Origin of the sequence: Undibacterium sp. MH2W, from assembly GCF_049340215.1 — a bacterium.
Lineage (GTDB): Bacteria > Pseudomonadota > Gammaproteobacteria > Burkholderiales > Burkholderiaceae_D > Undibacterium.
On record NZ_JBMPPA010000002.1, the window covers coordinates 213907 to 236622 of the forward strand.

The 22716-nt window shown below is 50.3% G+C and carries 17 protein-coding genes; 6 read left to right on the plus strand and 11 right to left on the minus strand.

Going from position 1 to position 22716, the window contains the following annotated elements:
• Positions 1 to 322 precede the first annotated feature (322 nt).
• On the plus strand, positions 323 to 5080 hold the full coding sequence (locus tag ACO0K2_RS05290) for an NAD-glutamate dehydrogenase (RefSeq protein ID WP_423016502.1): 4758 nt from the start codon (positions 323 to 325) through the stop codon (positions 5078 to 5080).
• A gap of 700 nt (positions 5081 to 5780) precedes the next feature.
• Here the strand turns inward: ACO0K2_RS05290 and ACO0K2_RS05295 are convergent.
• Positions 5781 to 7514, minus strand: coding sequence for a methyl-accepting chemotaxis protein (locus tag ACO0K2_RS05295; protein ID WP_423016504.1), 1734 nt, complete (start codon positions 7512 to 7514; stop codon positions 5781 to 5783).
• A gap of 449 nt (positions 7515 to 7963) precedes the next feature.
• Here ACO0K2_RS05295 and ACO0K2_RS05300 point away from each other — a divergent pair, with 449 nt between their 5' ends.
• Positions 7964 to 10060: a M13 family metallopeptidase gene (locus tag ACO0K2_RS05300; protein ID WP_423016506.1), complete on the plus strand. Its 2097-nt coding sequence runs from the start codon at positions 7964 to 7966 to the stop codon at positions 10058 to 10060.
• A gap of 177 nt (positions 10061 to 10237) precedes the next feature.
• A complete protein-coding gene (locus ACO0K2_RS05305; RefSeq protein WP_423016508.1) occupies positions 10238 to 11239 on the plus strand; it encodes an LLM class flavin-dependent oxidoreductase in 1002 nt (333 codons plus the stop codon).
• Positions 11240 to 11363: 124 nt separating this feature from the next.
• Here ACO0K2_RS05305 and ACO0K2_RS05310 read toward each other — a convergent pair whose 3' ends face one another.
• From ACO0K2_RS05310 to ACO0K2_RS05330, 5 genes are all read right to left on the minus strand, one after another.
• On the minus strand, positions 11364 to 14609 hold the full coding sequence (locus ACO0K2_RS05310) for an efflux RND transporter permease subunit (protein ID WP_423016510.1): 3246 nt from the start codon (positions 14607 to 14609) through the stop codon (positions 11364 to 11366).
• A gap of 2 nt (positions 14610 to 14611) precedes the next feature.
• Positions 14612 to 15787, minus strand: a complete 1176-nt coding sequence (locus tag ACO0K2_RS05315; protein ID WP_423016512.1) for an efflux RND transporter periplasmic adaptor subunit — start codon at positions 15785 to 15787, stop codon at positions 14612 to 14614.
• Positions 15788 to 15982: 195 nt separating this feature from the next.
• Positions 15983 to 16537 carry a low molecular weight protein-tyrosine-phosphatase gene (locus ACO0K2_RS05320; protein WP_423016514.1) on the minus strand — a complete coding sequence of 185 codons (555 nt, stop codon included), beginning with the start codon at positions 16535 to 16537 and terminating at the stop codon, positions 15983 to 15985.
• 256 nt (positions 16538 to 16793) lie between these two features.
• Positions 16794 to 17045 carry a hypothetical protein gene (locus ACO0K2_RS05325; protein WP_423016516.1) on the minus strand — a complete coding sequence of 84 codons (252 nt, stop codon included), beginning with the start codon at positions 17043 to 17045 and terminating at the stop codon, positions 16794 to 16796.
• Positions 17046 to 17106: 61 nt separating this feature from the next.
• Positions 17107 to 17499: an MAPEG family protein gene (locus tag ACO0K2_RS05330; protein WP_423016518.1), complete on the minus strand. Its 393-nt coding sequence runs from the start codon at positions 17497 to 17499 to the stop codon at positions 17107 to 17109.
• Between the two features lie 307 nt (positions 17500 to 17806).
• Between ACO0K2_RS05330 and ACO0K2_RS05335 the strand changes: the two genes are divergently transcribed.
• From ACO0K2_RS05335 to ACO0K2_RS05345, 3 genes are all read left to right on the plus strand, one after another.
• Positions 17807 to 18187, plus strand: a complete 381-nt coding sequence (locus ACO0K2_RS05335; RefSeq protein WP_423016520.1) for a hypothetical protein — start codon at positions 17807 to 17809, stop codon at positions 18185 to 18187.
• 116 nt (positions 18188 to 18303) lie between these two features.
• Positions 18304 to 18609 carry a cell envelope biogenesis protein TolA gene (locus ACO0K2_RS05340; RefSeq protein ID WP_423016522.1) on the plus strand — a complete coding sequence of 102 codons (306 nt, stop codon included), beginning with the start codon at positions 18304 to 18306 and terminating at the stop codon, positions 18607 to 18609.
• A gap of 81 nt (positions 18610 to 18690) precedes the next feature.
• Positions 18691 to 19107, plus strand: a complete 417-nt coding sequence (locus ACO0K2_RS05345) for a hypothetical protein (protein WP_423016524.1) — start codon at positions 18691 to 18693, stop codon at positions 19105 to 19107.
• Positions 19108 to 19207: 100 nt separating this feature from the next.
• Here the strand turns inward: ACO0K2_RS05345 and ACO0K2_RS05350 are convergent, their stop codons facing one another.
• The 5 genes from ACO0K2_RS05350 to ACO0K2_RS05370 all read right to left on the minus strand — a co-directional run bounded on the left by ACO0K2_RS05350 (position 19208) and on the right by ACO0K2_RS05370 (position 22697).
• Positions 19208 to 19684, minus strand: coding sequence for a hypothetical protein (locus tag ACO0K2_RS05350; protein ID WP_423016526.1), 477 nt, complete (start codon positions 19682 to 19684; stop codon positions 19208 to 19210).
• Positions 19685 to 19697: 13 nt separating this feature from the next.
• A complete protein-coding gene (locus ACO0K2_RS05355) occupies positions 19698 to 20369 on the minus strand; it encodes a hypothetical protein (protein ID WP_423016528.1) in 672 nt (223 codons plus the stop codon).
• A 44-nt stretch (positions 20370 to 20413) separates the two neighbouring features.
• Positions 20414 to 21220, minus strand: coding sequence for a tRNA-uridine aminocarboxypropyltransferase (locus tag ACO0K2_RS05360; RefSeq protein WP_423016530.1), 807 nt, complete (start codon positions 21218 to 21220; stop codon positions 20414 to 20416).
• A gap of 97 nt (positions 21221 to 21317) precedes the next feature.
• Positions 21318 to 21500: a rubredoxin gene (locus ACO0K2_RS05365; RefSeq protein WP_423016532.1), complete on the minus strand. Its 183-nt coding sequence runs from the start codon at positions 21498 to 21500 to the stop codon at positions 21318 to 21320.
• A 9-nt stretch (positions 21501 to 21509) separates the two neighbouring features.
• Entirely contained in the window at positions 21510 to 22697 is a 1188-nt protein-coding gene (locus ACO0K2_RS05370; protein WP_423016534.1) for an alkane 1-monooxygenase, read from the minus strand.
• Positions 22698 to 22716 lie beyond the last annotated feature (19 nt).

The following is a 22716-nucleotide window of genomic DNA, read 5'->3' on the forward strand; positions in this document are numbered from 1 at the left end:
GGGGTTGATCAACTTTCATCGCGACAAAGCGCTTGCGCGCACTGGATACTCCGCCTTCGCGGAGTATGACGGATTGATTGGAAATGTGAAGGGTTGATGCGGAGTATGACATTTTGCCGAGCAATACGACAACGTGGCAGATCATCAATAACAAACCGGACGACAAGAATCCAAAACTTGCTGCTAGTCAAGAAACATATGATTTTTGTCACAAAAAAGCACAGGCATTTGTCCACCCAAGGATAATGGAGGATACTGCTCACCATTGCTGCAATGATCTTGCTTCGCTTTTTCTCGTGTCTTCCCACCCATAGGAGAACGTATGACCACCTCACACTTCGCAGAGCTGCTCGCTTATGCGCAAGCCCATCCTGGCCCAGCTGTTGACCGACAAGGGCCGTTTATTACAGCGTATTTTGAAAACACGGATCCCGACGAGATTACGGCGCGGGGGCCGGCGACACTGTTTGCGCAGGCGAATGCCCATTGGCGACTATTGGATGCGCCGAGAGCGGCACATACGCCGAAGATTCGGGTGTTTAATCCTACGTTGGCGGAAGACGGATTTGTCAGTGAACACACGATTGTGCAGATCGTCAATGACAACATGCCTTTCTTGGTTGACTCAGTCACGATGGCGATTAACCGGACTGGTCGGACCGCGCATTGGATCGTGCATCCGTTGATGAGCGTTACGCGTAATGCCAATGATGGCGTGGAATCGGTGAGTACCGTTGCTGCCGCCAAAGCGGCTGGACGCAATGACCCTGTGGAGTCGCTGATCATGGTCGAATGCGACCGCATCGTCAGTGTTGCTGAACAACAGGCATTAGCAGAAGAATTAAAACAGGTACTGGCGGATGTGCTCAGTGCGGTGGTGGATTGGCAAGCGATGCTTGATCGTGTTCATGCCGTGTGTAGTGCATGTGAAAAACATGCGCCAGACCAAAGTGGTAATGAAGGCGTCGCCTTCTTGCGCTGGTTAGAAGATCGTCATTTCACGTTCCTTGGGGCGCGTGATTATGATTTGAAACGGGATGGCGATAAATATAGTCTCGTCGCGATTCCTGAATCGGGACTGGGTATTTTGCGTGGCAAGGTACAGACCTCACTCGCGTATTTGCCGCCAGAAGTTCTGGCGATTATGGAATCAGACGAAACGGTCTTGGTGACCAAAGCCATGACACGTTCGACCGTTCATCGTCCTGCATGGCTCGATTATGTCGCCATCAAACGCTATGACGATGCCGGCAAAGTGATTGGCGAATCACGCTTTATGGGTCTTTATACCTCTTCGGCATATTCAGCGCCGGTCGATGACATCCCACAGGTGCGGCAACGTGTGGCCTCGGTGATGGCGACGTCAGGTGTAGTACCGCAAAGCCATGCAGCAAAAGCATTGCAAGCGATTTTGGATGATTATCCACGCGATGAATTATTCCAAATTGACACGCCAACGTTGACCGACCATGCAATCGGTATTTTGCGTTTGCAAGAACGTCAGCGTACACGTTTATTTTTGCGTCGCGATCCATTTGGCCGTTTCACTTCAGCACAAGTCTTTGTGCCGCGTGATCGATATAACACCGAATTGCGCGTCAAAATTGGCCATGAACTGATGTTCGCCTTGGATGGCGAATCCATTGAGTTCACACCGATGCTGACGGATAGCCCATTAGCGCGGATTCACTACCAAGTACGCGCTAAAAATCGTGCGCCAGTGAATGTGAATTTGAGGGCATTGGAAGCGCGTATCGCCAAACTGGCGCAGCGATGGGAAGACGATTGCACCGCCGAGTTGTTACGCACCCATGGGGAAGGCAACGGCCTTGCGTTAGCGAATCGTTTTGCCTCCGCGTTCCCAACCGCCTATCGCGAAGACTTTTCTGCGCTCGTCGGTGCGGAAGATGCCGAAATGTTAGCAAGCTTAAATCCATCACAAGCGATGGTGGTGAAGCTGTATCGTCCGCTGGATGCTGACAACGGCATGCTGCGCTTTAAGATCTACAACACCACCAAAGTGGCCTTGTCGGATTCCTTGCCGGTGCTGGAACATATGGGTGCGCGCGTACTTGATGAGCATCCCTACCAAATCGTTAATGGCACCGACAATTTATGGATTCATGATCTGGGTTTACAGCTGCCGCCAGACACCGATTTGTCCGCCATTAAGGCGCGTTTTGAGACCTTATTCTCACAAGCTTGGAAAGGCGAAGTCGAGAGCGATGATTTGAACCGTTTGGTACTCAACACGTCACTCGATGCACGTTCGATCGCTGTTTTGCGCGCTTGCTCACGTTACTTCAAGCAATTAGGTTTCGCGTACAGCCAGACGTACATCGAATCGGCGTTAAACAAAAATGCCGCCATCACGCAATTGATTGCCGAGCTCTTTGGCGCACGCTTTAAACCCGATTTTGCAGGTGACCGTGAAGCGGCACAAAAGCAGATTAAGGAACAACTAGAAGCCGCATTAGCCAACGTTGCTAGCTTGGATGAAGACCGGATTTTGCGACAGTTCTTTGCCACGATCATGGCAACGCTGCGGACGAATTTATGGCAGACGACAGCCGATGGCAATTTCAAACCGTACATGAGTTTCAAGCTCAATCCACGAGAAGTGCCAGGTGTCCCTGAACCAAAACCATTGTTTGAAATTTGGGTCTATTCGCCACGTGTTGAAGGCGTTCATTTGCGCGGCGGTAAAGTCGCACGGGGTGGCTTGCGTTGGTCTGATCGTCGCGAAGATTTCCGTACTGAGATCCTGGGGTTGGTCAAAGCTCAGCAAGTCAAAAATACGGTGATTGTGCCAGTGGGATCGAAAGGTGGTTTTGTCCTCAAAAATGCACCACCGATGAGTGATCGTGAGGCCTATCAAGCTGAGGGCGTGGCGTGCTACAAAATATTCCTGTCAGGCTTGCTGGATATCACTGACAACATCGTCAAAGGAACCGTCGTCCCACCGACAAAAGTCGTACGTCATGACGTCGATGATCCGTATCTGGTCGTCGCTGCGGATAAAGGCACGGCAACCTTCTCTGATATCGCAAACGGCGTATCAGCAGACTATGGCTTCTGGCTGGGTGATGCGTTTGCGTCGGGCGGTTCGGTTGGCTACGACCATAAAAAAATGGGCATCACTGCCCGTGGCGCGTGGGAATCTGTCAAACGCCATTTCCGCTCATTGGGTGTGAATACACAAAACACCGCGTTCACGGTGGCCGGTATTGGCGATATGTCAGGTGACGTGTTTGGTAACGGCATGCTGTTATCAGAGCACATCAAGCTGGTTGCTGCTTTTGATCATCGCCATATTTTTATCGATCCTTCACCGGATGTGGCAGTGTCGTTTGCCGAACGTCAACGCTTGTTTAACCTGCCGCGCTCAAGCTGGGATGATTACGATAAATCGCTGATTTCAGCAGGCGGTGGCGTGTATCCACGCAGCGCAAAATCGATCAAACTCAGTCCAGAAGCACGTAGTGTGTTGGGTATTCAAGCGGAAGAATTAACACCTGTTGAATTGTTACGGGTGATTCTGCAAGCGCCTGTCGATTTGCTCTATAACGGCGGTATCGGTACCTACGTCAAAGCGACCTTTGAAACCCATGCACAAGTGGGTGACAAAGCGGGTGATGCGTTCCGGGTCAATGGTAACGACCTGCGTTGTAAGGTGCTGGCAGAGGGTGGCAATTTAGGTTGTACTCAAAATGGCCGTATCGAATTCGCGCAAAAAGGTGGACGCATCTACACCGATGCGATTGATAACTCAGCGGGTGTTGATTGCTCTGATCACGAAGTCAATATCAAGATTTTGGTGGGCGCGATTGTCGAAGCAGGCGATCTCACACTCAAACAACGCAATGACCTCTTGGCGTCCATGACCGATGAAGTGGGTCACTTGGTTTTAACGGATAACTACTACCAAACGCAGGCACTGGATATCGCTGCACATCGTCCGTTATATGTACTCGATGGTCAACAACGTTTGATGCAATCCTTAGAGAAACAAGGGCGTCTCAACCGTGCGATCGAATATCTGCCAAGTGACGACGAAATTTTACGTCGTAAAGCGCGCAAGCAAGGCTTGACCGCACCGGAAGGCGCCGTGGTGCTTGCGTATGCCAAGATGTCGGTGTTCGATGATCTGGTCGCCAGTAATTTGCCAGATGATCCGTTCTTTAGTCGCGCACTGAAGGCGTATTTCCCGAAAGTGTTATCGGAACGTTTTGCGGACGCCATTGCACAGCATCCATTGAAACGCGAAATCATTGCGACCTACATCACTAACACCGTCGTTAATCGAGCCGGTGCGACCTTTGTGAATTTCATTGCGTCAGAAGCGGGGGCAAGTTCTGCGGATGTGATTCGTGCATTCACACTGGCACGAGAAATTTTTGATCTGGAAGCATTGTGGGATCAAATCGATATTCTCGATTACAAAGTCGCGTCTCATTTGCAACTGGACTTGTTATCGAAACTAATCGCCATCACCCAGCGGGCATCGCGTTGGATTTTACGCTTGCGTTCACAAAGCACTGACATGCCAACGCTGATTCATCGCTATCAACCGGCTGCACGTGAGTTGCGCGGCCAGCTCAATGAATGGTTGCCAGCGAATGCCCGATCAGCATGGCAACGTGAGGCTGATGTACTCGTTAAGGCAGGTGTTGAGTCTACACTCGCACAAGATTTAAGCGCCTTGGAATACATCTTCCCAGCCTTGGATCTCGTTGATTTAGCGGCGAGTTCTGATGCCACGCTAGAACAAGTGGCGCGTGCTTACTTTGGTGTGGACGATCAGTTAGGCTTAAGCGGCTGGCGAACACAAATCAACCGCCTACCAACTGATACCCTCTGGCAAACACAGGCCCGCGGTAGCGCCCGTGACGATGTGTACTCCATCGCCACGCAGATTACACGCGGATTGTTATCTCGTCAGGAAGACTTGGCGACATGGCATGCCCGTAACGCCGCAGCGATTGATCGTCTTACGGGTCTATTAACGTTGATCAGTGCACAGAGTGCTGATTTGGCACCGGTATCAGTGGCGTTGCGCGAGTTACGTCATTTGGCATAACCAGCGCTGGTATAAAGCTGAAGTGGTTCGTAATGATCCCTGCTCATGAAAGTGAGCAGGGATTTTTTTTGCACGACAGTTTTACTTGATCGGATGCTTCGTTTTTAACTCCGTCGCCTTTACAAACGACCCACCCCGTCACTCCCGCGTAGGCGGGAGTCCAGTGGCGCGGGAGCGCCTTGTGAGGGGAAGTGAGCGGCGAGCGTTATGCGCACTGGGTGGATCGTTGATTGCGGTAAGAAAGCGCTGACGCGCACTGGATCCCCCGCGTTCGCGGAGGATGACGGGTAAAGAGGGCGAGGATGACGGGTAAAAGGGGCGGGGGATGACGGGTAAAGGGGTGGGGGATGACGGGTAAAAGGGGTGGAAGAAGACGGGTAAAGAGGTGGAGGATGACAAGATACGAGTAATTAAACGTGTGAGCAATTGACATCGATTTTAAACACCGCTCCCCTCAACTCCGTCACTCCCGCGTAGGCGGGAGTCCAGTGGCGCGTGAGCGCCTTGTGAGGGGGAGTGAGCGACGAGCGGTATGCGCACTGGGTGGATCGTTGATGGCGGTAAGAAAGCGCTGACGCGCACTGGATCCCCCGCGTTCGCGGAGGATGACGGATGAACCGTCACCCCCGCATTTCCATCCACTCTTAAATCGTCACTCCCGCGTAGGCGGGAGTCCAGTACCGACTCGAAAACGATACGCTTAAAACTCTTCCCACTGATCGGCCGTCGACTCCTGATTGACACGCGACTTACGGGCGGTTTGATTCGTAATTTGCTGTGCTGGTCGGTTGCTGGGCGTTGGGCGGGACGAGGTACGGACGGCAGGTTTGACTGACGTTGCAGCTGTGGACGCTTGCGTGGTGACGTCGTGGCCTAAATCAAACATACCCACTGCGGCCATTAAGTGACCTGCTTGTTCTTCCATCGAGGCTGCGGCGGCCGCTGCTTGTTCTACCAAGGCGGCATTTTGCTGGGTGGCGTTGTCCATTTCTATGATTGCGAGATTGACCTGCTCAATGCCGGTACTTTGTTCACCTGTTGCCGCGGTAATTTCAGAAATGACGTCATTTACTTTCTTGACGCTTTCTAAAATAGCCTCCATGGTTTTGCCTGCAGCATCGACCAAGCGCGTACCATGGCCGACGTTGTCAACCGAATCATTAATCAAGGTTTTGATTTCTTTTGCCGCCAGTGCAGAGCGCTGCGCGAGGTTGCGGACTTCTGTGGCGACCACTGCAAAGCCGCGACCTTGCTCGCCAGCGCGTGCTGCTTCCACAGCGGCGTTGAGTGCGAGAATATTGGTTTGGAAGGCGATACCATCAATCACTGAAATAATATCCACAATTTTTTGCGACGAAGCGTTGATCACTTCCATCGTCGCGACGACTTCCGAGACAACGCTACTGCCTTTGATCGCCACGTCGGATGCCGAGCTGGCGAGTTGACGCGCTTGTCGTGCATTGTCTGCGTTTTGGCGGACGGTGCTGGTCAGTTCTTCCATGGTGGATGCTGTTTCTTCGAGCGACCCTGCCTGACTTTCGGTGCGTGCCGATAAATCAAGGTTGCCTGAGGCAATTTCTTTCGATGCGTGGCTAATGGTCTCGGCGCCTGTTTTAATTTGTCGGATCAAATCGGCGATTTCGTCGCGCATCATTTTGATAGAGGCTAACAAGCTCGTCGTGTCGTTCTGCTTGAGAATAATGTCACCTGTTAATTTTCCAGCGGCGATGTCTTTTGTCACCGCAGACGCATAACTTGGTTCGCCGCCCAGCTGTACGATCAGACTGCGTGCAATAAAGATAGACACGCCGATGAGAACCGCTGCTAATACGAGAGTGTAAACGGAGGCAGTTAGTAGGCGCGCATGAAAGCTAGCATCGACGCCGTCAATGTACACACCTGAGGCAATGATCCAGCCCCATGGCGCGAATCCTTTGACATAAGACACTTTAGGAACGGGCGCAGAGCTACCAGGTTTTGTCCAGACATGAAAGACGAAACCGGATCCCTTGGATTTGACGACATCAAGCATCTCCATGTACAACAGCTTGCCTTCAGGGTCTTTAAAATTAGCGAGATTTTTTCCCACTAGCTCTGCTTTAATCGGATGCATCAACATGACAGGTTGCATGTCATTGATCCAAAAATAGCCATTGTCACCATAACGTAAAGCTTTGACGGTATCCATCGCTGCTTGCTTCGCATCAGCTTCAGACATCTGATGTTGACTAGCAAGGTCATAGTAGTGGGACACCACTTTTGCTGCGGTCTCAACGGTTTGTTGAACGTTCGCTTGTCGCTCTTCGAGAATCATTTTTTTCTCGGACGCTAAGAACAATGCTGTCAGAAGCAGGATGCCAATGACTGCGCTAGCAATCAATAATTGTAGACGTCTCGAAATTGATAGTTGTTGTAATTTTTCAGAGATAGACATGCGTCCTCCGGTGATAAATAGGTGAAGAAACGGATGGTACAGAACCTTGATCGATCCACATTGACACGACGCAAGAGAGCCTCGCTGAACGCATCCGAATGAGCAGTTGTTGAATAAGTTATCTTGTCATTTTTATCGCCATATTATCGACGGTTTTTGATGGCGAGACCAACGCAAAACATGCATGTCAGGTCGTATGACGGTGAATTCTTTTCATTGTTTGCATCACTTTTTTTTTGCTTGCGGTGTGAATGATCAACTCACATCGCGAATGCTGCGACGCACAACGTTTTATCGTTGGTAAAGGTAATCTGAGCGAGAATTGATACAATGTTCGTTTGTTGTAGCGGCGGTGTTGGTCGGAGTGATCCAAAAGTGAAACCAGCGACCAATCACCATGAGCAAGGATGCTCGGGCTGCACGATTTTATCTACCTCTGGATGAACAGTATGAAACCATTGCAACACGCAAAATTAACTCCGGTGGCGCGTCTGTGCCTGCAAATGATGTTAGCCATGCCATTGGCAACGGCGGTGCACGTACCATTCGCCATGGCCGGCACGCTGACGCCTGAAGAGATCGCTGCCGTCAAAGGTAGCGGTATCGATCCAACGGTAAAGCCGGGTCAAGACTTCAATCAATACGCAAACGGTGCGTGGGAAAAGCAAGCGGTGATTCCTAAAACGAAGTCCAGCGTCGGTTTGGATGACATGCTGGCAGAAGAGTCAGATGATGCCGTTGCCCGTGTGATTCATCAGGCACTACAAGCACCTGCTGGCACCCCTGCTAAGAAAATTGCAGATTTTTATCAGGCATTTTTGAATACGGATGTGATTGATCAGCGTGGCTTAGCCCCTTTGCAACCGCGGATGGAAGCTATTGCGGCTATTAGCGATAAAACGAGTCTGGCTCGCTATTTGGGTCAGAATTTGCGCGCTGATGTCGATCCGATTAACGCGACCAAGGTATTTACTGAGAATTTGTTTGGACTCTGGGTTGCGCAGGGATTTCACGATCACACCTCTTATCAAGGATATCTGATGCAAGGTGGGCTTGGCTTGCCAGACCGAGAATATTATTTGTCGAAAAGCCCCGATATGGTGGCGTTACGCAGCAAGTATCAACAGTATGTCGCTGAGGTATTAACACTGGCGAACATCGTTCCCGCAGCCGATGCACCTCAGGCGGCAAAACGGATCGTTGATTTAGAAACGAGTATCGCACGCGGACATGCTTCACGTGAAGACACCTCCAATGTGTTGAAAGCGGATCACACATGGCGCAAGGCGGACTTCAATCAAAAAGCACCGGGTCTGGATTGGCAGACGTATTTCGCTGCTGCGGGCTTGGACAAACAGACTGCCATGATCATCTGGCATCCTACCGCGCTGAAAACCTCCGCGGCCTTGGTGGCCTCGACACCCCTGACGACTTGGAAAGACTATTTGCGGTTCCATGTCATTAACCAACGTGCTGACGTGCTGCCAACGGCTTTTTTCAAAGCCAAATTTGCGTTTTATAGCGTCTTAGCAGGCACATCGGTTCCTGAGTCACGCGAGAAATACGCGATCAATGCCACCAACGATGCGTTGGGCGAAGAAGTCGGTAAGCTCTATGTCGCTGATAACTTCACACCCGAAGCAAAAGAACGTATTCGTTCGATGGTGACCAATTTGCTGACAGCATTGAGCAATCGGATTGAAAGCAATACGTGGCTCGCAGCGAGCACCAAGCAAGAAGCCTTACAGAAAATCAAAAATACCTACGTTGGTGTTGGCTATCCTGAAAAATGGCGTGATTATTCAGCACTAGAAGTCAAGGCCGATGACGCGTATGGCAACATGGAGCGTTCTAGCTGGGTAGAGTATCAACGTGCGTTAGCGAAGTTTGGTCAGCCTGTTGATGAGACCGAATGGTGTATGAATCCGCAGTTGGTCAATGCGGTCAACATGCCAATGCAAAATGCGATTGATTTCCCTGCCGCGTATTTGCAATCCCCTAACTTTGATTTGCATGCCAGTGATGCAACTAACTACGGCGCACTGGGCGCAACCATTGGTCACGAAATCAGCCATAGCTTTGATAACACTGGTGCGATGTTTGATTCCAAAGGCGAATTACGTAACTGGTGGACCAAAGCGGATCTGGTGCGTTTCAATACCTCCGCCAAAGCATTGGTCGCTCAGTTTAATCAGTACCGTCCGTTTCCTGATCTCGCGATCAAGGGACAGCAAACACTCGGTGAAAACATTGCCGACTTGGTGGGCCTGATGGCGGCCTATGATGCGTATCATGCGGCGATGAAAGAAAAAGGGCAAACGCCAACAGAAGAAACTGACCGTGAGTTTTTCTTAGCGTATGCCAAATCTTTCCGCAGCAAATTGCGTGATGAAGTACTACGGACAGAAATTATCACCAATGAGCATGCACCATCACCTTATCGCGTACAAACCGTACGTAATCTGGATGCGTGGTACAAAGCGTTCGATGTGAAACCAGGTGATTCGCTGTATTTGGCGCCTGCTAAGCGTGTGCATATTTGGTAAGCGGCTGGTTGTGATCGGTTAGCGCGATCGACGCACCAGCGTCATGCGCTAAAACGTCACCAAAAAAGGTCACCAAAAAAGGCAACCAAAAACATCGCCGGACAAGATAGCTCATAATACGAGGTATATTGTCCGGCTTTTGTTTAGCCGGCACATTGCACCGGAGGTGATTGCACCATGACACGACTTTCTATCTTAGACCTAGCCCCTATTCCTGAAGGCAGTACACCTGCCCAATCGTTTAAAAATTCATTGCATTTGGCGCAACATGCGGAGCGACTTGGCTACCATCGATATTGGTTAGCAGAACACCACGGCATGCCGGGCATTGCCAGTGCTGCAACCGCCGTGTTGATTGGTCACGTTGCCGCAGGCACGACGTCGATCCGTGTGGGCTCTGGCGGCATCATGTTGCCGAATCATTCGCCGTTGGTCATCGCGGAACAATTTGGTACCTTAGAATCTTTATTTCCGGGGCGCATTGATTTGGGTCTGGGACGTGCACCGGGATCGGATCAGCGAACAGCGCGTGCTTTGCGTCGCAACTTGCACTCGGATGCCGATGAATTTCCAAGAGATGTGCAAGAGCTATTGGATTATTTTTCTGATGAACCGCAATCGGCGGTGCGTGCGGTACCGGGAACGGGTTTGCATGTGCCCGTGTGGATTCTTGGTTCTAGTTTGTATGGCGCGCAGTTAGCTGCGGCGCTCGGTTTGCCATATGCGTTTGCCTCGCATTTCGCCCCGCAAGAGCTGATGCAAGCAATTGATATTTATCGCCAGACGTTCCGTCCATCGGCGTACTTGCGTCAGCCGTATGTCATGCTGGGATTTAATGTGTTTGCCGCTGAAACCGATGAGCGTGCGCAGTATTTGGCAAGCTCTGCACAACAGGCTTTCCTCAATTTACGCAGTGGTCGACCCGCTAAAATTCCACCGCCAGTGGAACACTTTTTACAAGGCATCAGTGAAGGTGAGCGGTTCTTGTTGAATCAGATTCTTGCTTGCTCGGCGATTGGTGCGCCGGAGACCGTAGCGACGCAAATGCAGGCATTTATAGCGAAGACTGGTGCGGATGAGTTGATGATTGCGTCCAACATCTTTGATCATGAAGCGCGTTTGGCATCCTACCGAATCGCGATGGAAGTATTCACGCCACAACCTAAGGCATTAATTTAAGCTGGAACAATAAAAAAAGCCCGCAAACAAACATTTGCGGGCATCAAATACCAGAGAGCGTGATTCGGGAGATCTCTCCAGTGGGAGGGGTTCTGACGCTGATGACCAGCGTCAGAGGACATGACTAAATGACTTCAGAATTCGCAGCGGTCAGATCTAAGGGACGTGATCTACGGCGGCGTCCCAGGATCAACCCCAGCAATCGCAACAAGGTACGGTAGACAAATCGCAACATCAGCAAGGTGCATACCGCTTCTAACATCGTCATCGCAAAACCAACGACAGGGTTAAAACGTGTCATGCGGCTACGCATTTTTTGCAACATGCTTTCACGGGCGATTTCAATGCTGTCATAGAAAGTAGGTACGACCAGTAAAGTCAACAGTGTTGAGGTGATCGTGCCGCCGATAATCGCAATCGCCAGCGGACGATAGAATTCACCACCTTCACCCAGTCCCAGTGCCACCGGCATCATCCCTGCAATCAATGCGAACGTCGTCATCAGGATAGGCCGCAAACGGACGCGACCAGCCTGCATTAACGCGTCTTCACGTTGCATGCCTTCGGCTTCATTTTTACGCGCAGCGTCGAGCAACAGAATCGCATTTTTCGCCACCAAGCCCATCAACATAATGACCCCGATCAAGCTCATCAAATTGATCGTGCTACCAGTCACCAGCAAGGCAAGCACCACACCAATCAACGACAAAGGCAGGGATAACATCACACCAATTGGTGCAGTGAACGAGCCAAACTGCATGACCAAAATCAGATACATCAAGCCAATACCGGATAACAAGGCGATGGCCATGGCACCAAATACTTCTTCTTGATCTTGACCAGAACCAGCGATTGCTAAGCCGTATCCTGGTGGATAATCAAAGGACTCTGCCAATTTTTTAGCTTCTGCAATCACTTCACCGTTGGAGCGACCTTGCACATTGGCAGAGACGGTGATCGTCCGTTTGCCTTTGTTATGCTCGATTCCTGAAGGACCTTTCCCCATACTGATCGTCGCAATCTGATCCAGCGGCACCATTTGGTTTGTCCCTGTGACTGCGATTGGCAAGCGTTCGATATTCTCTTTTCTTACGCGATCATCTGGATGCAAACGCACGGCCACATCGCGGGTTTCTCCTGTCGGATCGACCCAGTCACCCACTTCGATACCGGCGAATGCCACACGTAATGCTTGTGCTGCATCGTTAGAAGAAATCCCCATCGAATTCGCCAGACCGCGGTTGAGTTCGATTTTCAGTTCTTTTTTCGGATCTTGCTGAGACAAACCAATATCGACGGCACCCGGCACATCATGTAATTTCTCCATGAAGGCACCAGTGATTTCTAATAGCTTGCGTGAATCAGGGCCAGTAAATTCAATCTGCACAGGTTTTTGCGCACCGTTGTTCAGATCATCTAACACCACGTATTCCGCACCGACAAGCGACTTCACTTTGTTGCGTAATTCGACAGCGATTTCTTTTGCGCTGCGTTTGCGTTCAGTCCGTTTGCCAATATCGACATAAATACGACCACCGGCAGGATTGATGTTGCTGTTCGTTTCTTTGACTTCTTTGATACTACGAGCAATCTCAGCAGCACGTTCCATTTTCAGCTTGGCGTATTCCAATGATGAGGAGGCTGGTGTGCGAACTTCGATCATCAGGTTACCCGAATCGGTAGGAGGTAAGAAACTCGTGCCACCCCATTTTGCTTGTAATCCCAATGCGGTCACCAAACTGATCACCGCAATCGCGCCCATCCAACGACGATGATGCAGCGCCCAAGCGATCACACGGCCATAACGGTCTGCCTGGTGGTCAAACCAATCATTAAAACGCGCCAAGACCTTGCTAATGCCCTTCTTGGGTGCGGTATGGTGGTCTGCAGGATCACCCCAATACGCAGACAACATCGGATCAAGCGTGAAGGAAATACCCAGACTGACCAGCACGGAACAAGTCACTGTCAATGCAAATGGACGGAACCATTCACCTGGCATCCCCGGCATAAACGCGACCGGAATAAATACCGCGATGATAGAGAAGGTTGTGGCAGCAACAGCGAGGCCAATTTCTGCCGTGCCTTCCAACGCTGCTTTGCGGCGGTCAGCACCCATTTGCATGTGACGGACAATGTTCTCACGCACTACAATCGCATCGTCGATCAACACACCAATGGCGAGCGACAAGCCCAACAAGGTCATAAAGTTGAGTGTAAAACCGCATAACCAAACTGCAATGAAGGCAGCAATAACAGAAGTCGGCAAACTCAAGGCGGTAATGAGTGTGGAACGCCAAGAGTTCAGGAAGGCATACACCACAAAGATCGTCAAACAGGCACCGAGCACCAAGGAATCGACTACGTTATTGAGACTGTTTTGCGCTTCTTTACCGCCGTCACGGGTCACTTCTAATTTTGTGCCAGGATGGTTTTTCTCAAAATCTTTATTGATTTCGTCGACCAACTTGTGCACTTCTTTGGCCACAGAAACGGTACTGGCATCGCGTGATTGCGTCACTTGAATACCGACGTTAGGCTTACCACTACGAATCGACAAGCCATTGATATCCGCAAAACTATCTTCAATGGTCGCGACTTGGGCAAGGCGAACGATCTGGTCGCCATTTCGTTTGACCACAATCCCTTGGAATTCTTCTGGGGATTCAATTCGACCAACTAAACGGATACTTTCTTCTTCCAGATCGCCCCGCAGTTTTCCGACGGGTGCGTTACTGTTTTGATTGCGTAAGGCATTGACGACGTCGCTAATAGAAACATTGTATTCACGCAGTTTTTCGGCGCGAACGAGGACGGATAACTCACGCTTTAACGAACCGTTCACGATCACTGTCGAGACACCAGGAATACCACGCAATTTATCTGCCAAAGTATCTTCTGCAAGACGAGAAATCTCGGCATGCGTCAACTTATTCGACGATAACGCTAAATTGAGAATGGGCTGCGCAGAAGGATCCCAACGCTGTATGACAGGCTCACGCATTTCGGTCGGCATCTTGTAGCGGACGCTAGAAATCACGTTACGTACTTCATCGGAGGCTTCGATCATGTTTTTCTTGAAGTTAAACATGATGTCGAAGGTGGCGACACCCTCGTTAGCAGAGGCGTTGAGCTCGGTCACGCCCTGAATACTCATGAGCGATTTTTCAAGGCGATTGATGACATCGCGTTCGACCGTATCAGGCGATGCGCCAGGGTAGGTAATGATCACCGACAAACCCGGTACGGAGACGTCTGGATTCTGATTGACGCGGAGCTTGCTTAACGCCAGCAACCCCATTGCCATCAACGCAATGATCATGACGATCGTTGCAATCGGTCGTTTAATACTGAAATCAGATAAAAACATAATCAGTTTCCTTCAGTACGCTGTGTAGAAGACGCGGCAACTTTGGCAACCGCCATTTCGATATCTTGGTCGTCTTTCAAGTTAGAGCCAGGACTCCGCATCACCACATCGCCTGATGCCAGACCGTGACGAATTTCCACATTGCCAGAGCGTTGGTCCCGCTTACCCAATAGCAGATCGACTTTTTTCAACTTTGCGCCTGTCACTTGCCATGCATACGATTTATCGCCTGCTTTGACGATGGCGCCTTCTGGCAAGGTCAACGCTTCCACCGTGGCTGATTCGATATTGCCTTCCGCATACAAGCCACCTACTTTAGGTTGGTTGCTATCGACAAAACTCACTAAGACCTCGACCTGACGGGTCACATCGTTAGCTGCAGGGTCAACGCGGGTCACTTTGCCGTGGAAATCTTGATTCAGATAGCCATTGACGCGGAAAGTAACAGGTTGGCCTACTTTCACCTGAGAAATGCGGTCGGCAGAGACATTGCCAACAAATCGCATACTGCCCGGATCGATTACTTTGACGAGTTCTTTACCAATGGACGCTGTGTCACCGGCGGAGACCTTGCGTTCACTGACCACACCATCAAACGGCGCGCGGACGACGGTGCGTTGCAATTGCTGGCGAGCGGTCGTTGCCCGGGCTTTGGATGCGGACAATTCGCTACGAGCGGCATCCACTTTCACTTCAGCATCATCCAGCGCTTGCAATGAAGCCATGCCAGAGGCGCGTAACGTTTTTAAGCGTTGTTGAGCGCGTTCTGCTTGTTCTAACGACAAGCTGGCGCTCCGCACGTTATCTTCTGCCGAATTAAGATTGTCTCGGATTGCCGTTTCATCGAGCTTGACGAGGATATCGCCGCGTTTTACCACGTCGCCGTTTTCTTTTAATACTTGCAGGACGATGGCTTGCACTTCTGCCCGTAGATCCGCTTTTCGTTCTGGTTGGATCGAGCCAGTCACAACTGGACCGGAAACCATCGCGTTCGTACCGATTTTGATGGTGTCTTCTGGAGCGATCAGTAGCTTGACTGCTTTCTCTTTCTTCTCTGCATTCTCTTTACCCGCGACACTGGTGGTGCTGGAAGCGGCCGTCTTTTCTGGTTCTTTATTATTGTTACAAGCAGCCAAGGTCGAGGCAATGGCGATGGCTATCAATGTTTTACGTAACATGGCGGGTCTCTTACGCTATAGAAATAATCGGGACTTCAGGGATGGTGCAGTATTGTGTACTGTGGCATCTAAGACAAGTGTCATAGATATAAGTTGCGTTTATTGAGGGATGAAACGCGTTTTTTTGAGGATGAACGGCAAAATAATACCTTCTGTCGGATCACAGAGGGGATAAAAAGCGGCGATGCCGTTCAATTATTTGAGATTTTTACTGCCGGATGACACGGAAGAGGGGGGGATACCGCAAGAAGTACGCTCTGGGAAAGAATGGGTGACTTCGAGTCGGCTTAACAAGCCGTCAGTGGCATCATCGATGTAATCGAGCACCAGATCAAAGCTCTTGCCGCCCTCGTAGTAGGGATCAGGCACTTCGGATGCGTTCGTATGTTGTGCATACGCCATCAATAAGCCGAGTTTGGACCGATAGCTCGTCGGACAGGCGGCTTCCAATAGGGCAAGATTGTGCTTGTCCATCGCAAGGATCAAGTCAAATTGCTCAAAGTCATTTGCTTTGACCTGGCGGGCGCGCTGCTTACTCAGATCGTAACCGCGTTTCAAAGCATGCGACTGAGCACGTGGATCTGGTGCTTCACCAACATGATTGAGGTACATACCGGCCGAATCAATAGTCAGATAATCCGCCAACCCGCGTGCGCGCACCTTCGCTTGAAACACAGCTTCAGCGGTGGGTGAGCGGCAAATATTGCCCATACATACAAAGAGAATAGAAGTCACTTTGGGAGGTGTCATCGGCGGCGTTGATGGAAAAACTATCTGAGATAAACATGACAAACACCGCACATGGTACGCGGATTTATTGTAAAAAAATGCCAAATTCTTCTAGACAAATGTGAACAATTCATAAATCCTCGAAGACAACTCGTTTCTTTCCGAGTGACAACGGCGAAGCGATAGGAGTGGCCTCGATGTATGGCAAAAATGGATGGCAAAACGTTACCCTTGAAGGGTAGAGCTGGCGATCACTTGCCAGCTTGAAACACCTTGTTCATTCGTTACGATAAACATACATTGCCACGCACAGTAGCACCCCAACGGCATACAGCAAACGGGTATCGCTACCAATCACATAGGGATAGAACATCATTGCGACGCCCAGCCATTTGGTTTTTGTTCGTGCCGTTTTTTTACCAAACCGATACGCCACAAAACCAACAATCCCAAAAATGATGGCACCAAACAGATAAGCGGGTGTGGGTAACAAGCCCATCAACATCCCTTGCATTTCTTCATCATTCATAGCGATAACTTTCTTTCTGGTTCTGGTGAATGAAGATGATGGAGGACAGCATCCACTGTGATCACGCTTGCAGCAAAATCGCGATCGAGGTGCCTACGCCTGCCATCCATATCAGCGTCCGCAGCGTACCGACGTTCATCAGATAGGCGATGACGTATAAAACACGAATCACAATGAAAGCGATCGCCAGTACATCGACTCGCCCCTGATCTGCATGAGCTTGCTGCGCCAGAACGACCGCTGCGATAAACAGTGGCAACGCTTCCCAACCGTTGTTTTGAGCCGCCTGAGCACGTTGCGGCCAGCCTGTGAGGCGATTTGCCCATTCACGTGGATTGTTATTGTCATAGCGACCTGCGCCGCCTGCCGTCTTTGCCGAGGCACCTTTGGCAAGACCGACAGTGATGATGGGCAACAAACAAGCAATTAATACACACCAGTTCGCGATCGTCATTTTTATCTCCTATAGATTGTGTTTTGCTCAGTGATCAGAATTTTCGTTTCGACATACTAAGTGAAAAGCTGTTCTTTAGCACCATGACTTCTTTTTTGTTTTCACCGGTTTCTATTTTGGTTGACAGCCAATTGTTAAAAAAAATCAGTTTAGAACGACTCTACCAAATCAGCTATTTTTCAAAAAACGTTGTCAACAGCTTGTCTCTCGACCGCGTTCTTGGCTTACGTAGACACACTACGCTAAACAAAGTAAGCAGTAAAAAAGAAATCATCCACGTTTCACTTTATATAGAACAGGACTCATCATGAAAACGATTATCGCCGCCATCATCGCTACAACGTTCGCAATGGGTACAGCGTTCGCCCAGACACCCGCAGCGAGCGCACCAGCAAAAGCCAGTGCAGCTCCAGCAGCAGTAACCGCACCAGCGCCAACCGCTAGCAAAGTTGACACCAATGTTGCTGCACCAGTTGCCAAAGTAGCGCATAAAAAACATCTGAAAAAAGAGGTGAAAGCCGAAGCAAAAACAGAAGCAAAAACTGAAGCAAAAACTGAAACTAAAGCCGACACAAAGACAGTTGCCAAAGCAGAAGCAACGACCGATACAAAAGTCGCTGCTGTCACAACAGTCGCAAAAAGTGGTGCAGCACCAGCCGTAAAAAAAGTAGAAGCACCAAAGAAATAATGTGAAGCAGTATTCAAGATCAACGTCGAATTCGACGCAGAAATAAACGCAGAAATAGACGTAGAAATAAACGCAAAACTAACGTAAAAACGAACGAAGAAAGAATAGGAACTATCATGAAAACAGTTATCGCCGCCATCATCGCTACCACTTTCGCAATGGGCACCGCTTTCGCACAAACGCCAGCAACAACAGCACCTGCTAAGAGCGCAACACCTGCCACACCAGCAGCAGTAAGTGCACCAGCGGCAAGTGCCAAAGCAGATACAAAAGTCGAAGCACCAGTCGTCAAACATGCACACAAAAAGCACGTGAAAAAAGACGCAGGCGCTGAAACAAAAACCGACGCAAAAGTTGATGCAAAAACAGATGCAAAAGTAGACGCAAAAACAGGACCAGCAACACCTGCTGTTAAGAAATAAATTTAACGGTTACCGCTAGAAATTGACCGTCACACGTAAGAACAGTCGCATTCAATTAACGATTAAAGATTAGGAACTATCATGAAAACAATTATCGCCGCTATCATCGCAACGACCTTTGCAATGGGTACTGCTTTCGCACAAACACCAACAGAGGCTGCGCAAGCAAAAGTAGCAGCACCAGTTGCAACAGCAAAAGCTGCCGCCACTACAACAGCAACTACAGCAGCAACAACGGCAACTGCGCCAGCAGCATCCGCAGTAGCAACCGCTGCATCACAGGCAAAAGCAACAGTGCCTGGTGAGAAAACTAAAATGAAGCATCATATGGATGCGAAAAAAGCGGCTGTTGAAAAAACAGAAGCAAAGATGGAAACGAAAACAGAAGTAAAACCAGAAGTGAAATCAGAAGTCAAAGCTGACACGAAAGTTGACGCGAAGGTAGCAACAAAAATCGCACCGAAGCCACAACTCGATAAAGTCGCTGCTTCTAAATAAGTCGAGCCGTAAGAAGTAAGAAGTACGATGTGAGAAGTACGATGTAAGAAGTGTTGTTAGCGTGAAGAAACACCAGTTCAGCGATGAACTGGTGTTTTTTTTATCGACGTCGCATGCACTGAATGGTCGCCTCATCAACGATGCCATCCGCCGCGCACTCCTTGAGCGTTCGTTCTTTTTTTGATTTTTTGACGGTCGGTTGACTTGGTGTCGTCACGGTAGCGGCTTGTCCTAGATTGGCTTGCCCTACCTTGTATTCGTAGTGAAACTCAAACGCAAAACGTTCTTGTTTGTCTTCGGCGGTGACGCGCACTAATTCACTCGTTTCACCTGCTTTTAATAAGCGGACGACCGGCCAGTTGGACGTCGATGCAATGTTCGTCGAACTGACCAAGGTCAGTGTCACGGTCAGCGGCGTTTGACTCAGATTATGCGCCATGACAATGTTCGCGTCGTCTTCTTTGATCGTTTCGACTTGGAGCAAACTCTCTTGAGATTGAGCCAGTAAAGGTAGTCCCTGCAAACATATCAGCAGGCTGACTCCTAGCAGTATTCGTCGTAATGGAGCGTGATTCATTGTGGAGGGCTTTCTAATGCTCGGCCATGTAAATGATGCGCGGACAGGTCGGATCTTGCTTTGTTTGTGGACACCAAAAAGAAACCGTCATCGACCAGCGACGACATGAAATCTCAATCAAATCTGAACGGTTTCCGCTACCCATATTGCAGGTCGATTGTAATGCCTGATCAATACTTCGTCCTTGAAAATAGCCGTAGCCACTCACTTTTTTTAAAGTCGTGATCGCGCGTGCGGGGTCGAGTGTGCCGGGGCGAACCAATAATTTGCGTGTTTCTGGTCCGTTCGACAGCGGTAGTATTGTTTCCAATTCGGATTCACTGCAACTCCATTCATTCCCGTCACGACCACATTGGGCAACGTGGTACAACGGTTGACCTTGTAACTGTGCATGGGGACGACATTTCACGTCCGCAAAATGTGCACGACTGTTGGCTTCCAGCGAACGGGCATCAATCTCAGCGACCGCCAGACCCCATTTGTCACCGCACACCATCCGCTCGAGCTGCAAGCGCTCCGCACGCGAAACCTTTGCTGGAAAGCTTTCGTCACTCGCCAACGCAATATGGTTGGTTGCGGTGAGGAGGCATACCATCAGTGCAGAAAACAAGACACGTTGATTCATAAAGACGTGAAGAAAATAGGTGTGGATGCAATGCATGGGCGATGTCTGAAATCGTATCATGGGTCGACCTATTTCCTCATCGCTCGTGCATCACCAGCGCCGCATTACAACTCAGTATTCGCTGTGGTACGCAACGCTGCCAATTGCTGATGGAGTGCATCCTCCCAGCTGACTTTGATTTGTTGCTTCGCTCGCAGGTAGTGATCGCTGAACACATCGAGATACGCATCAAGCGTTTGCGCCGCTTGCGTTTCCCCCGCCATCCCCAGACATATCGCCGCCACCTCGGCCGTACACAAATGATCATCGCGCTTCGAGCGTCGCAGACGATAGCGAGAAAGTTGTTCTGGTGCCAGACTGAGAACAGGAAACGGCAGCAGATACGGGCTCTTTTTAAAAATTTTGCGCGCCTCTGACCACGTGGCATCGAGCAAAATAAAGAGAGGACGTTTTGTTGGTGTGGCGGCGACTTCTGCTTGTGCGTCTGTCGCTGCACCTGCTTCAGCCTCTGCGATTAAGTGACTGACGACGCGCTCCGGTGCCACAAATTCACCCGGAAACACCACATAGGGCTGCCACTGAGGATCGGCCAGCACAGCAAGTAATGCGGGGTCGGTTTCCGTCCGCGCCCAGCCAAAGGCCATGGTATCGGGGATGACATCGGCAATCAGCCAGCCAGTGTTGCTTGGTTTGAGTGTTTCATGCTCTGCCATCAACAAACAAAACCCGGCGCGTGTTGGGACAATAGGGCGCAGATGACACAAACAATGACTTAATATTAACCGGCATCCACCGCACCGCTCGCCATGCGGCCCACCTCGTGCAAGGAAGGGACGGGTGCTGCGCAATAAACGCGCAGACCGCAACCGAGAAACAGCATGCGGCGGAAAAAGCGGTGGGACAGTGGTCATGATGGCAACGATGAAATGCGGAGTGCAGTAGAGGCATGCATTTTAGTGCAGGCACCGCAAATCACCTACAACAAGTCGCCATCCTCTTGTCGTTATCCTATTCTTCTGCCGGACGATGATCGAGTGCAATAAAATCCGGCTTTTCTCGGACAAAACACTCTGGACACGGAAAATCCTCCGGAAGCGATGACCACAGCGTCCCTGGCGCATATCCCTCATGCGCACAACCTTGCTGTTCGTCATACACATAGCCACAGTCAGGGCATTGGTAGCGGTGCATGGGTTCTCCTTAGGATGTGGTGGGGCGATGATACCGCTGAATCAGTGCCTCGCGCCGTGCTGGATCAAGGTTGACGCGCATCATATCGCCCTCTGCCCATGCCACCACCCGAGGATTCATGATGGCAAACCACAGCGGAGGAATCATTGCCACCAAAAACATCCCAAAATAACCTTGGGGTAATTGCGGCACATCGTCATAGTCGCGCAACACCTGATAGGGCATCGTCGGATGAGCATGGTGATCCGAATGGCGTTGGAGATGGACCAATAATAAATTCGATAATTTGAAGTTACTGTTCCATGAATGCTTAGGCTCACAACGTTGATAACGACCATTCGCTTCTTTTTGGCGTAACAAGCCATAATGTTCAACGTAGTTGGCTAAGGTTAATTGCCACCAACCAAACCCCGCTGCCAAGAGCAAAAAGGGAACCAAGACCACCCCCCAAAAAGACACCATCAGCCCATACATCAACAGCGTAAAGACCCATTGCTGCACGATCTCGTTATGGGGTGACCACCAGCGTTGATGTTGGCGCTCTAGTCGCTGCGTTTCCAGTTCCCACGCCCGCACCAATGCACCGGGCAATTCCCGTCTGGCAAAGCGATACAGCGATTCCCCAAAACGTGCCGACGCCGGATCTTCTGGCGTGGCGACATTCTTGTGATGCCCCTTATTATGCTCCACGATGAAATGCCCATAGCCACAACATGCCAGCACCAGCTTACCTGCCCAAGTTTGTTGTTTGTCGGTCACTTTGTGCCCAAGTTCGTGCCCAATGGCCAAACCAACGCCATTAATGAGACCCGCACTTAATCCTGCTCCCAGCATGACCAGTGCTGACCATTGCCAATGGGACACCGTATAGGCCATTCCTATCATCGCAACCCAATGCATGACTGCGGCGCAGTACAGCACGCGGGCAAAGTAACGATCGTTTTTGAGGTGCTCGACTTGTTCGTCGCTCGGGTTGGCGTGGTCTTTGCCGACAATGCTATCGAGTATAGGCACCAGCAGATACCCCACCGGTACGACTAGCCACAGCCATGCCCCTTGATGAAAGTGTACGGCCAACACCGCAGACAACAAGGGTAAGGTCGGTAACAGTAAGGAGGTGAGATACCAATAGCGTTTATGGGCGAGCCATTTCTGCTCGAGTGCAGAGGCCCAGCCTGAAGGGACGGTGGTTGCCATAGTTGTCTCCGATATGGTT

Excerpts from the sequence above, each read along its gene's own strand:
- ACO0K2_RS05330 (WP_423016518.1), bottom strand. The coding sequence starts at position 17,499 with ATGACGATCGCGAACTGGTGTGTATTAATTGCTTGTTTGTTGCCCATC.
- ACO0K2_RS05345 (WP_423016524.1), top strand. The coding sequence starts at position 18,691 with ATGAAAACAATTATCGCCGCTATCATCGCAACGACCTTTGCAATGGGT.
- ACO0K2_RS05320 (WP_423016514.1), bottom strand. The coding sequence starts at position 16,537 with ATGACACCTCCCAAAGTGACTTCTATTCTCTTTGTATGTATGGGCAAT.
- ACO0K2_RS05300 (WP_423016506.1), top strand. The coding sequence starts at position 7,964 with ATGAAACCATTGCAACACGCAAAATTAACTCCGGTGGCGCGTCTGTGC.
- ACO0K2_RS05370 (WP_423016534.1), bottom strand. The coding sequence starts at position 22,697 with ATGGCAACCACCGTCCCTTCAGGCTGGGCCTCTGCACTCGAGCAGAAA.
- ACO0K2_RS05290 (WP_423016502.1), top strand. The coding sequence starts at position 323 with ATGACCACCTCACACTTCGCAGAGCTGCTCGCTTATGCGCAAGCCCAT.
- ACO0K2_RS05360 (WP_423016530.1), bottom strand. The coding sequence starts at position 21,220 with ATGACCACTGTCCCACCGCTTTTTCCGCCGCATGCTGTTTCTCGGTTG.
- ACO0K2_RS05355 (WP_423016528.1), bottom strand. The coding sequence starts at position 20,369 with ATGATACGATTTCAGACATCGCCCATGCATTGCATCCACACCTATTTT.
- ACO0K2_RS05335 (WP_423016520.1), top strand. The coding sequence starts at position 17,807 with ATGAAAACGATTATCGCCGCCATCATCGCTACAACGTTCGCAATGGGT.
- ACO0K2_RS05350 (WP_423016526.1), bottom strand. The coding sequence starts at position 19,684 with ATGAATCACGCTCCATTACGACGAATACTGCTAGGAGTCAGCCTGCTG.
- ACO0K2_RS05295 (WP_423016504.1), bottom strand. The coding sequence starts at position 7,514 with ATGTCTATCTCTGAAAAATTACAACAACTATCAATTTCGAGACGTCTA.
- ACO0K2_RS05315 (WP_423016512.1), bottom strand. The coding sequence starts at position 15,787 with ATGTTACGTAAAACATTGATAGCCATCGCCATTGCCTCGACCTTGGCT.
- ACO0K2_RS05340 (WP_423016522.1), top strand. The coding sequence starts at position 18,304 with ATGAAAACAGTTATCGCCGCCATCATCGCTACCACTTTCGCAATGGGC.
- ACO0K2_RS05310 (WP_423016510.1), bottom strand. The coding sequence starts at position 14,609 with ATGTTTTTATCTGATTTCAGTATTAAACGACCGATTGCAACGATCGTC.
- ACO0K2_RS05325 (WP_423016516.1), bottom strand. The coding sequence starts at position 17,045 with ATGAATGATGAAGAAATGCAAGGGATGTTGATGGGCTTGTTACCCACA.
- ACO0K2_RS05305 (WP_423016508.1), top strand. The coding sequence starts at position 10,238 with ATGACACGACTTTCTATCTTAGACCTAGCCCCTATTCCTGAAGGCAGT.
- ACO0K2_RS05365 (WP_423016532.1), bottom strand. The coding sequence starts at position 21,500 with ATGCACCGCTACCAATGCCCTGACTGTGGCTATGTGTATGACGAACAG.